This window comes from Amnibacterium sp. CER49 (genome assembly GCF_029846255.1).
Classification (GTDB): domain Bacteria; phylum Actinomycetota; class Actinomycetes; order Actinomycetales; family Microbacteriaceae; genus Amnibacterium.
The window spans coordinates 1030391-1044390 of sequence record NZ_JARVWQ010000002.1; the positions used below are offsets into that span (position 1 = coordinate 1030391).

General features: G+C 74.3%; 13 protein-coding genes. 8 read left to right on the forward strand and 5 right to left on the reverse strand.

Features of this window, described 5'->3' with window-relative positions; genetic code table 11:
- Positions 1–15: 15 nt before the first annotated feature.
- The 6 genes from QDR37_RS14925 to QDR37_RS14950 all read left to right on the forward strand — a co-directional run bounded on the left by QDR37_RS14925 (position 16) and on the right by QDR37_RS14950 (position 6758).
- Entirely contained in the window at positions 16–1335 is a 1320-nt protein-coding gene (locus QDR37_RS14925) for a bifunctional o-acetylhomoserine/o-acetylserine sulfhydrylase (protein ID WP_279714571.1), read from the forward strand.
- A 75-nt stretch (positions 1336–1410) separates the two neighbouring features.
- Positions 1411–2610 (forward strand): homoserine O-acetyltransferase, encoded by a 1200-nt coding sequence (locus QDR37_RS14930; RefSeq protein ID WP_279714572.1) that lies wholly within the window; start codon positions 1411–1413, stop codon positions 2608–2610.
- Positions 2611–2717: 107 nt separating this feature from the next.
- Positions 2718–3383: a response regulator transcription factor gene (locus tag QDR37_RS14935; RefSeq protein WP_279714573.1), complete on the forward strand. Its 666-nt coding sequence runs from the start codon at positions 2718–2720 to the stop codon at positions 3381–3383.
- Between the two features lie 149 nt (positions 3384–3532).
- Positions 3533–4732 (forward strand): ATP-binding protein, encoded by a 1200-nt coding sequence (locus QDR37_RS14940; protein ID WP_279714574.1) that lies wholly within the window; start codon positions 3533–3535, stop codon positions 4730–4732.
- Positions 4729–6030: a hypothetical protein gene (locus QDR37_RS14945; protein WP_279714575.1), complete on the forward strand. Its 1302-nt coding sequence runs from the start codon at positions 4729–4731 to the stop codon at positions 6028–6030. The genes QDR37_RS14940 and QDR37_RS14945 overlap by 4 nt, the downstream gene beginning before the upstream one ends.
- 74 nt (positions 6031–6104) lie before the next feature.
- Complete coding sequence (locus QDR37_RS14950) at positions 6105–6758, forward strand: response regulator transcription factor (protein WP_279714576.1); 654 nt, start codon at positions 6105–6107, stop codon at positions 6756–6758.
- On the opposite strand, the gene QDR37_RS14955 is transcribed toward QDR37_RS14950, so the two are convergent.
- Genes QDR37_RS14955 through QDR37_RS14965 form a run of 3 tightly spaced genes read right to left on the reverse strand, consistent with a single transcriptional unit; the run spans position 6755 to position 9766 of the window.
- Positions 6755–8035: a hypothetical protein gene (locus tag QDR37_RS14955; protein WP_279714577.1), complete on the reverse strand. Its 1281-nt coding sequence runs from the start codon at positions 8033–8035 to the stop codon at positions 6755–6757. The genes QDR37_RS14950 and QDR37_RS14955 overlap by 4 nt on opposite strands.
- Before the next feature lie 10 nt (positions 8036–8045).
- Complete coding sequence (locus tag QDR37_RS14960) at positions 8046–8906, reverse strand: FAD:protein FMN transferase (protein WP_279714578.1); 861 nt, start codon at positions 8904–8906, stop codon at positions 8046–8048.
- A 14-nt stretch (positions 8907–8920) separates the two neighbouring features.
- Positions 8921–9766 carry an NAD(P)H-hydrate dehydratase gene (locus tag QDR37_RS14965; protein WP_279714579.1) on the reverse strand — a complete coding sequence of 282 codons (846 nt, stop codon included), beginning with the start codon at positions 9764–9766 and terminating at the stop codon, positions 8921–8923.
- A gap of 50 nt (positions 9767–9816) precedes the next feature.
- On the opposite strand from QDR37_RS14965, the gene QDR37_RS14970 reads away from it, so the two are divergent.
- Positions 9817–10443 (forward strand): HAD-IA family hydrolase, encoded by a 627-nt coding sequence (locus QDR37_RS14970; protein WP_279714580.1) that lies wholly within the window; start codon positions 9817–9819, stop codon positions 10441–10443.
- Positions 10440–11543, forward strand: a complete 1104-nt coding sequence (locus tag QDR37_RS14975) for an NADH:flavin oxidoreductase/NADH oxidase (protein WP_279714581.1) — start codon at positions 10440–10442, stop codon at positions 11541–11543. The genes QDR37_RS14970 and QDR37_RS14975 overlap by 4 nt, the downstream gene beginning before the upstream one ends.
- A 68-nt stretch (positions 11544–11611) precedes the next feature.
- Here QDR37_RS14975 and QDR37_RS14980 read toward each other — a convergent pair whose 3' ends face one another.
- Together QDR37_RS14980 and QDR37_RS14985 are read right to left on the reverse strand one after the other, a co-directional pair.
- Entirely contained in the window at positions 11612–12646 is a 1035-nt protein-coding gene (locus QDR37_RS14980; RefSeq protein ID WP_279714582.1) for a hemolysin family protein, read from the reverse strand.
- On the reverse strand, positions 12643–13983 hold the full coding sequence (locus tag QDR37_RS14985) for a hemolysin family protein (protein WP_279714583.1): 1341 nt from the start codon (positions 13981–13983) through the stop codon (positions 12643–12645). Before QDR37_RS14985 ends, QDR37_RS14980 begins: the two co-directional genes overlap by 4 nt.
- Positions 13984–14000 lie beyond the last annotated feature (17 nt).

Genomic DNA, 14000 nt, shown 5'->3' on the forward strand with positions numbered 1-14000 from the left:
CCTAGCCTCACCGCCATGACCGAGTCCTCCTGGCACTTCGAGACCGAGCAGATCCACGCGGGGGCCGCACCCGACCCCGTCACGAACGCGCGGGCGACGCCCATCTACAAGACGACCTCGTACGTCTTCAACTCCGCGGACCACGCGAAGAACCTGTTCGCGCTCGCCGAGTTCGGCAACATCTACAGCCGCATCCAGAACCCCACGCAGGCGGTCGTCGAGGAGCGCATCGCGGCGCTCGAGGGCGGCACGGCGGCGCTGCTGCTCGCGTCCGGGCAGGCGGCGACGACCTACGCGGTGCTGAACATCGCGGGCGCCGGCGACCACATCGTCTCGTCGAGCTCGATCTACGGCGGCACCTACAACCTCTTCGAGTACACGCTGAAGAAGCTCGGCATCGACGTCACCTTCGTCGAGGACCAGGACGACCCGGAGGCGTGGCGCTCGGCGGTGCGCCCGAACACGAAGCTGTTCTTCGCGGAGACGATCGGCAACCCGCGCATCAATGTCCTCGACATCGAGTCCGTCGCGGCCGTCGCGCACGAGCACGACCTGCCGCTGATCGTCGACAACACGATCGCGACGCCGTACCTCATCCGCCCGTTCGCGCACGGGGCCGACATCGTCGTGCACTCCGCCACGAAGTTCCTCGGCGGCCACGGCACGGTGGTCGCGGGCGCGATCGTCGACGGCGGCCGCTTCAAGTGGAGCGAGCACGTGGAGCGGTTCCCCGGCCTCACCGAGCCGGACCCGTCGTACCACGGCGCCTCGTACACGACCGCGGTCGGCGACGGGATCGCCTACGTCATCAAGGCGCGCGTGCAGCTGCTCCGCGACGTCGGCGCCGCGGTCTCGCCCGACACGGCGTTCACGCTGCTGCAGGGCATCGAGACGCTCTCGCTCCGCATCGAGCGGCACGTGCAGAACGCGCAGGAGATCGCCGAGTGGCTCGAGGACCGCGACGACGTCGCGAGCGTCAACTACTCGGGCCTCCCGTCGAGCCGGTGGTACGCCGCCGCGAACCGGTACGCCCCGAAGGGCGTCGGCGCGGTGCTGTCGTTCGAGCTGAAGGGCGGCGTCGACGCCGGCCGCCGGTTCGTCGAGAGCCTCACGCTGTTCAGCCACCTCGCGAACATCGGCGACGTGCGCTCGCTCGTCATCCACCCCGCCTCGACGACGCACTCGCAGCTCACCCCCGAGCAGCAGCTGACGAGCGGCGTCACGCCGGGCCTCGTGCGGCTCTCGGTCGGGCTCGAGCACGTCGACGACCTGAAGGCCGACCTCGATGCGGGTCTGAAGGCCGCGCGCTCCTTCCAGGAGACCGCGGTCCAGTAATCGCTCCGGCACGGAGGCGCTCCCGTCGTAACACGGCGGGAGCGCCTTCGTCCGCCCACCCATACTGGCGAGGACATGGACTGGCAGACGTCGGAGGACTCCGAGGCGGCACGCCCGGTCACCGACCGCGACGCCCGGGCCCTCATCGGCAAGCCGCCCGCGAGCGGCGCGTGGCGGGAGGGCGACCCGGTCGGCGACCGGCGCTTCGTCGCCACGGGTCCGCTCGCGCTCGAGACGGGTGCGACGCTGCCGGCCGTCCGGATCGCGTACGAGACGTGGGGGCGCCTCTCCCCCGCCCGCGACAACGCGGTGCTCGTGCTGCACGCCCTCACCGGCGACGCGCACGTCGTCGGCTCTGCGGGGCCGGGCCAGCCGACCGCCGGCTGGTGGGAGGGGATGGTCGGCCCCGGCGCGCCGATCGACACCGAGCGGTGGTTCGTCGTCGCGCCGAACATCCTGGGCGGCTGCCAGGGCACGACCGGTCCGGCATCGCTCGGGCCGTCGCTCACCGAGTGGGGCGGCCGCTTCCCGTACCTCACGATCCGGGACCAGGTCGCGGCGCAGGTCGCCTTCTCCGACCGGCTCGGCATCGACGTCTGGGCCGCGGTGGTCGGCGGCTCGATGGGCGGCATGCACGCGCTCGAGTGGGCGGTCGGGCATCCCGACCGGCTCGCGCGGGCGGCGGTGCTCGCGGCGCCCCCCGTGTCGACGGCCGATCAGGTCGCGCTCAACTCGGTGCAGGTCGAGGCCGTGCGGAGCGACCCGCTGTTCCGTGGAGGCGACTACTACGCCCGCGTCGAAGGGCCGCACCGGGGGCTCGCGCTCGCGCGCCGCATGGCGCTGCTCAACTACCGCAGCCGCGACGAGCTGAACGAGCGGTTCGGCCGCTCCTGGCAGAGCGGGGTGTCGCCGCTCGGGTCCGGCGGCCGGTTCGCGGTCGAGTCGTACCTCGACTTCCACGGCAACCGCTTCCCCCGGCGCTTCGACGCGAACAGCTACATCCGGCTCGTCGACGCGATGAGCTCGCACGACGTGGGCCGCGGCCGCGGCGGCGTCGAGGCCGCGCTCGCGGCGGTGCGCGCGCCGATGCTCGTGCTCGGCATCGACACCGACCGCCTCTACCCCCTCGAGGGCCAGCGGGTGATCGCGGGCGCGGTGCCGACCGCGCTCGACGGCCGCGAGCCGACGGTGCTCGAGTCGCCGTTCGGGCACGACGCGTTCCTCATCGAGCGCGACGCCGTCGGCGCGGCGATCGTCCGCCTGCTCGCCACCTGAGCCGCGCCCCCGTTCCGGTCGTTCCCGCGCCCCCATCCGCCCCCCGGATCCCCATACGATGGGGGCGGCGCGGGGCGTCCCCGGCGCGATCGGGTGGGAAGGCAGCGATGACGGCAGCGAACGCGGAGGCGCGCTCCCGGGTGCGGGTCGCCCTCGTCGACGAGCACCAGCTGCTCGTGGAGGGACTCGCCGCGAGGCTGTCCGGCTCGCGCTCGCGCATCGACGTCGTCGCGGCCCTCACGAGCTGGGAGGCGCTGCTCGCGCACCCCGAGTTCCCGGTCGACGTCGTCGTGGTCGAGTACGGCCTCGAGGACGGCGTGCCGTTCGACGCGAAGCTGCGCTCGCTGCGCGCCGCGAACGTCCCCGCGGTGGCGCTCAGCCGCCACGGCGACGGCCCCACCGTGCACGCCGCCGTGCTCGCGGGCGCGCAGGCGTTCGTGGCGAAGAACGAGTCGGGCGACGAGCTCGTCGCCGCGATCCACGACGTCGCCGCCGGTCGGGAGCACCGCTCGCTCGCCGTGCAGGCCGCGCTCGACGCCTACGCGAACCGCGCCGACCCGAGCCTCGGCCGGCAGGAGCTCATGGCGCTGCAGCTCTACGCGGGCGGCCGCAGCGTGCACGAGGTGGCGCAGCACATGGCGACCACCGACCAGACGGCGAAGAGCTACATCAAGCGCGGCCGGCGCAAGTACCGCGCCGCCGGCGTCGACCTCGGCACGAAGCTGCTGCTGCGCCGCCATGCGATCCGGGAAGGCTGGATCCAGCCGGACTGATACCGCTCCGGTGCCCCTGGAGTCAAGGGCGGCGCCGCGGAAGTCCGGTGTCGCCGCGGCGCGGCACCCCGTGAACGGGCGCCCCCCGTGCTTCCATGACGCTCGCCCGCCGGCCCTCGGCGGATCTCCCCACGCGAAGCGCGGAAGTCATGGAACGCATCCTCAAGCAGCGCGACCGGCTGCTGGCCCTGAGCGCCCGGCTCATCGGGCTCACCTCCACGGCGGTCGCCCTGGTGCTGCTCGTCGCGGGCGGCGCCCTCCCCCTGGCGCTGGTCTGCCTGCCGCTGCTCGCCCTGCTCGGCTTCACCCAGTACCGGATGGGGGCCTCGAAGGACCTCGGCTGGCCGCTCGCGTCGATCCTCACCGGGCTCGTCACGATCGTCGCCGTGCGCCTTTCGTCGATCGGCGCGTTCGCGTTCCTGCTCGGCACGCCCGCCCCGACGCTGCAGCCCGGCGTCGCGGAGGCCATCCGCGTGCTCGCCGCCTGCTCGCTGCCCGCGGCCGCCATCCTGCTCACGATCGGCCTCGGCCGGATGATCGTGCTCCTCGGGGCGTTCGCCGCCACCATGATCACGGTCGTCGCCGTGCTCGCCGACGACGCCTCGCTCGGCATCGTGCTGCTCTCGACGCTCTGCGGCTGGTGCGGCCTCGCCGTGGTCGGCTCGGTGCTCTCCGCCGGCCTGCTCCGGGCCGCGCGCCGCGTGTCGTCCATCGGCCGCGCGCACCGCAGCGAGCGGCAGGCGAGCGAGACCGAGGCGCAGCGCCGCCAGGGTGCCCGCCTCCTCCACGACACCGTGCTCGCCACCCTCACGCTGCTCGCCCACTCCGGCGTCGGCGTCTCCCGCGAGGCGCTGCGCCGGCAGGCCGGCGACGACGCCCGCCTGCTGCGTCAGCTGCGCCTGTCGCCGACCGCGCTGACGATGGGCACCGAGACCACCGAGCGCACGGCGACCGGCAGCACGACCGTGAAGAAGCAGGGCGGCAGCATCGAGACCGTGCGCAAGCGCTTCGCGCGCCTCGGCCTCGATGTCAGCTGGCACGGCGCCGTCGAGCTCGAGCTGCCCCCCGCACGGCTCGAGGCCTTCCTCATGGCCGTCTCCGAGTGCCTCGAGAACGTGCGCCGCCACTCCGGCGTGAACGAGGCGCACGTCACGATCACCGACGACGAGGCCACGGTCCGTGCCCTCGTCACCGACAACGGTGTCGGTTTCGTCCCCGCCGACGTGCCGCAGGGCAAGCTCGGCTACCGCGAGTCGATCGTCGGCCGCCTCGAGGAGGTCGGGGGCACCGCCCGCGTGTTCTCCGCCGAGGGGTCCGGCACGACCGTCGTCCTGGAGGTGCCCCGGTGACCCTCGCATCCGAGCACGACCTCACGCCCGCGGTCGCCCCGGTCGCACCCGCGGTCGCTGTCGAGTCCGCCGCGGACCTCGTCGCGCGGCGCATCCCCGCCCTGCGCCTGCCGCGCCTGAGGCAGCAGTACTACCCGGCGCGCACGAGCCTCGGCACCGGCTTCCTCGGCATCGCCGCGAACGTCGTCGCCGTGCTGCTGCTCTGCTTCGACGTCGCCCGGTTCGCCACCGAGTGGCACACCTACCCGACGCCCGGGTTCGCCGCGGCCGCGTGGCTGCTGCTCGCGGGCCTCCTCGTCGCGCTCGCCTTCGCGTCGCGATCCGCCGGCGACCAGCTGAACGCCTACGTGAGCTGGGCGATCGTCGGCGGTCTCGGCGTCGTCGTGCTGCTCGACGCGATCGCGGTCTGGGGCGACCCGGACCTCGGCCACGACCTCACGGCGGGCCCCGCCACCGCGCTCGTGCTGCTCGCGATGGTCGGCGTGCGCACGAGCCGGAGCATCCTGCTCGCCGCCGGCGTGCTCGGGCTGCTGCTCGGCGTGCTCGTGCTCGCCTCGTGGGCGGCGTTCCCGCCCCCCGTCGACGGTGCCGAGGGCGCGGTGGCGATGCTCTGCCGCACGCTGCTGCCGCCGGTGCTCGGCGCCCTGATCGTGCACATGTTCCGCCGGGTAATCGGCCGCGAGCTCGAGCGCGTGCTCGTGCAGTCCACGGTCTCGGCGCCGCGGTTCTCCGTCGGCATGATGGCCTCGGAGGAGCTCGCGCGCCTCGACCTCGCCGCCGAGCAGCTGCTCGACTCCGTCGCGACCGGGCGCACCCGCCTGCCGCTCAACGCCGCCGCGGCGCAGGCCGCCGCCGAGCTCGCCACCGAGCTGCGCCTGCACCTCATCGAGGGGCGTCGCCAGACGTGGCTGTACCACGCGATCAGCGAGTCCGAGCTGCTCGGCCGCGCCGTGACGCTCTCGGACCCCGAGAGCCTCGCCGGCCTGCTCGATCAGCGCCAGCGCGACGGGCTGCTCCAGGCGGTCTGGCTGCTGCTCGGCGACTCGCCGCAGCGCTCCCGCCGCAGCGCCGCCCGCGTGACCGTGGAGATCACGGTCGGCCCGGCGCGCCCTCGCGAGGGCAAGGAGCGCACGATGCGCGTCCCGATCGTCCTCTCCACCACCGGCGTGGCGCGTCACCGCGTCGATCCGGCCACGTGGGACGCTGTGCGCAAAGTCGGCCGGCACGCCGACTCCTCCCGCAGCGGCAGCCTCTGCGTCGAGATCGACTGCGTCGTCGACCGGCCCGCCGAGCGCTGATCCGCCGCTCTCCCCTCCCCCGAACCCTCCCCCTCTTCCGCGACTCCCCCGCCTCACCGAAAGGAACCCGAGCGATGAGCGAATCCGGCACCATCCGCCTCGCCCTCGTCGACGACCACAAGATGCTGCTCGGCGCGCTCTCCGAGTGGATCCGGAGCGCCGCCGACGACATCGAGCTGGTCTGCGCCGTCACGAGCTACCCCGAGCTGCTCTCGCACCCGGCGTTCCCCGTCGACGTGGCGCTCATGGACGTCGACCTGAAGGACGGCATGCCGCTCGCGGTGCGCCTCGCGCAGATGAAGCCGACCGGCGTGAAGGTCGTGCTCATGTCGAGCTACTCGGAGCCGCCGCGCGTCCGCGAGGCGCTCGCCTCCGGTGCGCTCGGCTACGTGCCGAAGAGCGAGGACGCGTCGATGATCGTGAAGGCGATCCGCGCGGCGTCGCGCGGCGAGTCCTACATCTCGGCCGAGCTCGACCTCGCGATCAGCTCGAGCGACATCGGCGGCTCCCCGAAGCTCTCGGCCCAGGAGCGGCGCGTCATGGCGCTCTACGGCGGCGGCGAGCCCGTGAAGACGGTCGCCTACGAGCTCGGCATCTCCGAGGAGACGGCGAAGTCGTACCTGAAGCGCATCCGCGAGAAGTACCGCGTCGCGGGCTTCGACGTGGGCACGAAGGTCGCGCTGCGCAAGCGCGCCATCGAGGACGGCATCCTGCTGCAGACCGACTAGACCGGTCGCTGCGCCGCGAGGGGCTCCGCCGACGACGGCGGGGCCCCTTCGTCGTCGACGGGCGCGAACGGTGCCTCCACCGGATGCATCCGATGCGCGGGATGCGCGGTGGCGAGCCCGAGGGCCGCGGTGCCGAGCAGGACGAGCTCGAGCAGGTCCCGCACGGTGAGCACGGCGAGCATCGGCGGCCTGAGGCCCGTCACGTCGCCGTAGAACCACGGGTAGATCAGCTGCGTCAGCGCCGCGAGCAGGAGCACGAGCACGGCGGTCGGCCGGAACCGGCGCGGGGCGGTGAGCAGGCCGAGCAGCACGGGTCCGACGAACCAGGTGAGGTACTGCGGCGAGCCGACCTTGTTGAGGGCGAGGAACGCGGCGACGAGGCCGAGCGACGTGAAGGCGAGCACCTCGCCGGCCGGCGCGCCGCGGAGGCGGGCGACGAGGCCGAGCGCGCAGATCCCGAGCACGCCGGCGAGCAGCACCGCGGTCATCGCCGCGGCCGTCGCGGCGACGCCGTCGCCCGTCACCTGGAACGTCAGCAGCGTCTGGTCGTAGTAGACGGTCGTGGCGCCGAGGCCGAGCGCGCCGTTCCACAGCCACAGCGCGGTGACGGGCGCCTCGATCTGCAGGCCGCGACCCGTCTGCGCCGAGACGAAGGAGAAGACGTTGCCGCCCGCGCCCGCGAGCAGGGCGAGCAGGATCACGGCGGCGCTCGTCCCCACGGCCGCCGCCACCACCGCCGCGGTGCGGCGCCCGGCGAGCACGAGGCCGAGGACGATCGCGGCGGGCCACACCTTGATCCACGCGCCGACGGTGAGCAGCGCCGAGGCGACGGCGGGCCGGTCGGCGACGAGCAGCACGCCCGCGATCGCGAACGGCAGCGCGACGGCGTCGAGGCGTGCGAGCGCGACGGGGCCGAGGCAGGCGGTGAACGCGAGCCACCACCACAGCAGGCGCCGGCTGCGCCGCGCGAGCAGCACCGCGGCGCCGGCGTCGAGCACGGTGACGAGCAGCAGCCAGGTGACGGGGTACGCGGCGTCGCCGAACGCGGCGGCGGCGATCATCCACGGCAGGGCGCCGATCGGGTAGACCCACGGCAGCGAGACGCCGACGAGCTGCCCGGTCGAGCGCCACTCGTCGATCCAGAACCGGTAGGCCCCGGTCACGTCGCCGGCGGGCTGGTGGACCTGGTCGAGCAGGTCGAGCGCGCCGAGCCCGGCGTGCACGAGGAGGAACGCGGCGACCAGGGCCGCGACCTCGAGTCGGGGTCGGGCCGGCACGTTCAGGAGGCTAGCCGAACAGCTCGCCCGGCAGATCGGGCGAGAAGTCGGCGACGCCGTCGGTGCGCATCCGCACGTAGTCGAACGCGTAGCCGTCGAGGGCGGCGGGCTCGACGAGGAACAGGGCGGTGGCGAGCGCGTCGGCGAGCAGCGCGGTCGGCGCGAGCGCCCAGGTCGCCGCGAGCGTCTCCACCGGGCGCCCGGTGCGGGCGTCCAGCACGTGATGCAGGCGGCGGCCGTCCTGCCCCGGCCACGCCCGGCGGTTCACCCCGGAGCCGGCGATCGCGCCCTCGTCGACCGTGACGACGCCGATCGCGGCCGACGGGTCGAAGGGGTGCTCGAGGCCCACCCGCACGGGTCCGCCCGCGGCGCGGAGGTCGCCGCCCGCGTCGACGACGGCGGGCACCGCGCCCGCCCGCTCGAGCACGTCGAGGACCAGGTCGACGAGCTGGCCCTTGCCGGCGGCGCCGACGTCGAGCACCGCCGGGGCGCGGAGCCTCGCCACGGTGCCGTCGAGCTCGAGCACGTCGGCGGACGGCGCGGGCGCGAACCCGGGCCGGTCGTCGAGGCTCGTCGCGCGGTCGTAGCCGAGGTGCTCGAGCGAGCCCCCGACGAGCGGGTTCAGCGCGCCGTCCGTGCGCGCCGAGAGGTCGAGCAGGAGCGGCAGGAGGTCGGCCGCCTCGGGCCCGAGGTCGACCGGACCGAGCGTGGCGGCGAGCTCGAGCACGGCCGAGTCCGCCCGGAAGCGCGACCAGGTGCGGTCGTAGCGCTCGATCACCGCGGCGACCTCGGCGCGGAGTCCCTCGTCGATGGGTTCCCGCGTCGTGATCGTCCAGCGCGTGCCGATCGCGTCGAATGCGAGGTCGGGCATGGGGACGCGGCCGCTCAGGCGAGCAGCGCGGCGATCGTCGCGGGCAGCGCTTCCGCGATGTCGAGCGCGACGATCGGACCGCCGGCGGACGCGCGCCGCCCCGCCTCCCCGTGGATCCAGGCGGCCGCCGCCGCGAGGTCGGCGAGCGTCTCCGGGTGCTCCTGCAGCTGCTGCGCGTGCGTGGCGAGCAGCGCGCCGAGCACCCCGCCGAGCACGTCACCCGCGCCGGCCGTCGCGACCCAGGCGGGGCCCGCCTGCACCGACCAGCGGGAGCCGCTCGCATCGGCGATGAAGGTCGTCGAGCCCTTGAGCAGCACGGTGACGCCGGTGGCGGCAGCCGCCTCCCGGGCCCAGCGCTCCGGCTCGGCGGCCACCCGGCCCTTGTCGGTCTCGATCCCGGCCGCGCGCAGCACGGGGACGAGCTCGCCGAAGTGCGGCGTGAGCACGACCGGTCCGGGCGCCGCGCCGACCAGGTCGAGGGCGCCGGCGTCGAGCACGGTCGGCAGCCCCTGCGCGAGGATCCCGTCGACCTGCCGCTGCAGCGCCTCGTCGCGCTCCGGCGGCATGCCGGAGCCGAGCAGCCAGGCCTGCACGCGCCCGTCCGCCGTCACGATCTCGGGACGGCGGCGCAGCACGTGGTCGGCGGCGCGCGGCGGGCCGACGTAGCGCACCATGCCGACGCCGGTCCGCGAGGCGCCCTCGACCCCGAGCACCGCGGCGCCGGGATAGGTGTCGGAGCCGGTGAGCACGCCGAGCACCCCGCGGGAGTACTTGTCGTCACCCGCCTCGGGCACGTCGATGCAGCCCGCGGCCTCGGCCCGGCCGAAGGGCACCGGGGGTGCGGGGCTCCCTGCCGTCATGGCGGCAGCGTACGGCGGGTGCTCGGGCGGCCTCTGGGTACCGTGCAGAGGTGCCCATCTCGATCCCCGGACGTGTCGTCGTGCTCGACTACGGCCAGGTGATCTCGCTGCCGCCGAGCGAGGCGGATCGGGCCGCGCTGGTCGCCGCGGCCGGCGTCGACGCCGAGGCGCTGCGGCGGGCGTACCCGGTGCAGCGGCGCGACCTCGACCGGGGCACCCTGTCGACCACCGACTACTGGGCGGGCATCGGCCGCGCCTGCGGCGCCGAGTGGGACCTCGCGCGCTGCCAGGAGCTGTGGCGCCTCGACATCCGCGGCTGGACGAGCGCGAACGCCGACGTGGTCGCCCTGATCGGCGAGCTCGCCGCCGGCGGCTCCCGGCTCGCCCTGCTCTCGAACGCCGGGCCGGACTACGGCGGTCTGTTCCGCTTCTCGCCGATCGGCGCCCTCTTCGAGCAGGTGTTCGTCTCGGGCGAGCTGCTGCTGCTGAAGCCCGAGGCGGCGATCTACGAGCACGTCGCCGACGCCCTGGGAATCCCGCTCGACCGGATGGTGTTCGTGGACGACAGGGACGACAACGTCGCGGGTGCCGAGGCGCTCGGCGTCCGCGGTCACGTCTTCCGCGACGCTGCCCGCCTGCGCACCTTCCTCACCGACCTCGCCAAGGAGACGGCATGACCTCTGCGCTCTTCACCCCGATCGACCTCGGCGAACTGCGCCTCGCGAACCGCCTCTGGATCGCGCCGATGTGCCAGTACTCCGTCGAGGACGAGGACGGCGTGCCCACCGACTGGCACCTCGTGCACCTCGGCTCCCTCGCCCGCGGCGGCGCGGGCCTCGTGCTCACCGAAGCGACCGCGGTGAGCCCCGAGGGGCGCATCTCGCCGCAGGACACCGGCATCTGGAACGAGGCGCAGCAGCAGGCATGGGGCCGCATCGTCGACTTCGCGCACGGGGTGGGCGCCGTGATCGGCGTGCAGCTCGCCCACGCGGGCCGGAAGGCCTCGACGTGGCGCCCGTGGGCGGAGCACCAGGGCACGGTGCCGGCGGCCGAGGGCGGCTGGACACCGGTCGCGCCGTCCGCCCTCGCGTTCCCGGGGTACGACGTGCCCGTGGCGCTCGACGCCGCGGGCATCCGCCATGTCGTCGACGACTTCGCGGCGGCGGCTCGCCGGGCGGTCGACGCGGGCTTCGACGTGATCGAGGTCCACGCCGCGCACGGCTACCTGCTGCACCAGTTCCTCTCGCCGCTCAGCAACGAGCGCACCGACTCCTACGGCGGATCCCTCGAGAACCGTGCCCGCCTGCTGCTCGAGGTCGTGCGCGCCGTGCGCGCGGCCGCGCCGCGCACCCCGCTGATCGTCCGCTTCTCGGGCACCGACTGGCGCGACGACGGCTGGACGATCGAGGAGACCGTGCAGGCCGCCGCCTGGGCGAAGGAGGCGGGCGCCGACCTCTTCGACGTCTCCTCCGGCGGCAACGCTCCGGCCTCGATCCCCGTCGGCCCCGGCTACCAGGTGCACCTCGCCGAGGCGCTGCACGCGGCGGGCCTGCCGGCCGCTGCGGTCGGCCTCATCACCGATCCCGAGCAGGCCGAGGCGATCGTCGCCGAGGGCCGCGCCGACGCCGTGCTCGTCGCGCGGGCGGCGCTCCGCGACCCGCACTTCCCGCTCGCCGCCGCCGACGCGCTCGACGCCGACGTGCCGTGGCCCGTGCAGTACGCGCGCGCCCGCTTGGACAGGAAGCCCATCTCCGGGCTGCCTCGCGGCGCGCGCTGAGGCCGGTCCCGGGCCTCAGGCCCCGAGGGAAGCCGCGGCACGGGTCCCGCGCCGGGCAGCGCTGGGCGCTACCGCCTCGTGGCGTCCTGCACCTCGCCGACGAGCTCCTCGAGCACGTCCTCGAGGAACAGGATGCCGCGGGTGCCGCCCTGCTCGTCGAACACCCGGGCGAGGTGGTTGCCGCCGCGCCGGAGCGTCGCCAGGGCGTCCTCGAGCTCCATGCCGGCGAAGATCGAGACGAGCTGCCGCACGAACTTCGGCGGCACCGGCTCGTCGGCCTCGTCCTCGTCGAGGTCGAGCACGTCCTTCAGATGCAGGTAGCCGACCGGTTCGCCGGCGGCGTCGACGAGCACGTACCGGGAGAACCCCGACTGTGCGACGACCCGCTCGAGGTCGGCGGGCGTCGCGTCCTGCGGCAGGCTCACGATGCGCTCCATCGGCACGATGACCTCGTCGACGCGCTTCTCCGTGAACTCGAAGGCCGCCGACAGCGTGCCGGAGGCATCGGCGAGGGTGCCCTCGCGGCGGGAGGTGTCGACGATCGTCTGCACCTCGTCGAGCGTGTAGGCGCTCGTCGCCTCGCTGCGGGGCTCCGCGCCGAAGAGCCGGACGAGCCCGTTCGTCGTGCCGTTCAGCGCGAAGATGATCGGCCTGAACACGCGGGCGACGAACACGAGCGGCGCGGCGAGCAGCAGCACCGAGCGGTCGGGCGCCGAGAACGCGATGTTCTTCGGCACGAGCTCGCCGAGGATCACGTGCAGGAACGTGACGACGACGAGCGCGAGCACGAAGCCGATCGCGCCGATCGCCGCCTCGGGCAGCCCCGTGAGATGCAGCGGTCCCGCGAGCAGCTCGTGGATCGCGGGCTCCGACACCTCGAGGATCAGCAGCGACGCGACGGTGATGCCGAGCTGCGTCGTCGAGAGCATGAGGGTCGCGTGCTCCATCGCGCCGAGCGCGGTGCGCGCCCGCCGGCTGCCCTCCTCAGCGAGCGGCTCGATCTGGGAGCGGCGCGCGGAGATGACCGCGAACTCGCTCGCGACGAAGAACGCGTTCACGCCGAGCAGCAGCACGAGCCAGAGCAGGCCCGACCACGCGCTCACGGCGCCACCACCAGGTCCTGCTGCTCGCCGAGCCGCGAGTCGGGATCGGCGCGGAAGCGCAGCCGGTCGATGCGCCGCCCGTCGAGGCGCAGCACCTCGAGCACGCCCTGCTCGACGCGGACCGTGTCGCCGACCTTCGGCAGCCGGCCGAGCCGGCTCACGACGAAACCGGCCACCGTCTCGTAGAGGCCGCTCTCCGGCACCTGCACGCCCGTCTGGTCCTCGAGCTCGTCGGGTCGCAGGATCCCCGGGAAGGCGAGGGAGTCGCGGCTGCGGACGACCCCCGCGCGCGTGCGGTCGTGCTCGTCGACGAGATCGCCGACGAGCTCCTCGACCAGGTCCTCGAGGGTGGCGACCCCGGCGGTGCCGCCGTACTCGTCGAGCACCACGGCCATCTGGTAGCCGCGGCCGCGCAGCTCGCCGAGCAGCGCGTCGAGCGTCATCGTCTCGGGCACCCGCAGCGGCCGCGTCTCGATCGCGCCGACCGGCACCTCGGCCCGGCGCGGCCGCGGCACCGCCATCGCCTGCTTCACGTGGACGACACCGGCGACGTCGTCGACGCCGCCCTCGCCGGTGACCGGGAAGCGCGAGAAGCCGGTGCGGCGCGCCATGTCGAGCACGTCGGCGGCGGAGGCGGAGCGGGCGATCGTCGCGAGCCGCGGGCGCGGGGTCATCACGTCGGCGGCCGTGTGCCCGCTGAAGTTGAGCGAGCGCTCGAGCAGGGTCGCGGTGTCGCGGTCGAGCACGCCCTCGAGCGCGCTCCGCCGCACGAGCGACGACAGCTCCTGCGCGCTGCGCGCGCCGGAGAGCTCCTCCTTCGGCTCGATGCCGAGCCCGTGCAGCACGAGGTTCGCGGTGCTGTTCAGCAGCCTCACGGCGGGACGGAACACCGCCGTGAAGCCGACCTGGAACGGCACGACCACCCGCGCCACCGGCAGCGCCGCCGCGAGGGCGAGGTTCTTCGGCAGCAGCTCGCCGAGGATCATGCTGATCAGGGTGGCGACGAGCAGGCCCGCGATCGCGGCGATCGGCAAGGCGGCCTCGTCCGCGACGCCGAGCGCATGGAGCGGCGCGGCGATGAGCCCCGACAGGGCCGGCTCGAAGGTGTAGCCCGCGAGCAGCGTGGTGAGCGTGATGCCGAGCTGCGCGCTCGACAGATGCGTCGACGTGACCTTGAGCGCGCCGATGACGGTGCCGAGCCGCGGCTCGCCCTCACGGCTGCGGGCCTCGAGCTCGGCGCGGTCGAGGTTCACGAGCGAGAACTCGGCGGCGACGAAGAACCCGGTGCCGACCGTGAGCACGACCCCGATGAGCAGCAGGAGGAGATCGATCACCATGCGGGGATCGAGTCGTC

Bases quoted from the DNA above. Each gene is read 5' to 3' on its own strand.
- QDR37_RS14935 (WP_279714573.1), top strand. From the start codon at position 2,718: ATGACGGCAGCGAACGCGGAGGCGCGCTCCCGGGTGCGGGTCGCCCTC.
- QDR37_RS14960 (WP_279714578.1), bottom strand. From the start codon at position 8,906: ATGCCCGACCTCGCATTCGACGCGATCGGCACGCGCTGGACGATCACG.
- QDR37_RS14930 (WP_279714572.1), top strand. From the start codon at position 1,411: ATGGACTGGCAGACGTCGGAGGACTCCGAGGCGGCACGCCCGGTCACC.
- QDR37_RS14965 (WP_279714579.1), bottom strand. From the start codon at position 9,766: ATGACGGCAGGGAGCCCCGCACCCCCGGTGCCCTTCGGCCGGGCCGAG.
- QDR37_RS14940 (WP_279714574.1), top strand. From the start codon at position 3,533: ATGGAACGCATCCTCAAGCAGCGCGACCGGCTGCTGGCCCTGAGCGCC.
- QDR37_RS14925 (WP_279714571.1), top strand. From the start codon at position 16: ATGACCGAGTCCTCCTGGCACTTCGAGACCGAGCAGATCCACGCGGGG.
- QDR37_RS14975 (WP_279714581.1), top strand. From the start codon at position 10,440: ATGACCTCTGCGCTCTTCACCCCGATCGACCTCGGCGAACTGCGCCTC.
- QDR37_RS14950 (WP_279714576.1), top strand. From the start codon at position 6,105: ATGAGCGAATCCGGCACCATCCGCCTCGCCCTCGTCGACGACCACAAG.
- QDR37_RS14985 (WP_279714583.1), bottom strand. From the start codon at position 13,983: ATGGTGATCGATCTCCTCCTGCTGCTCATCGGGGTCGTGCTCACGGTC.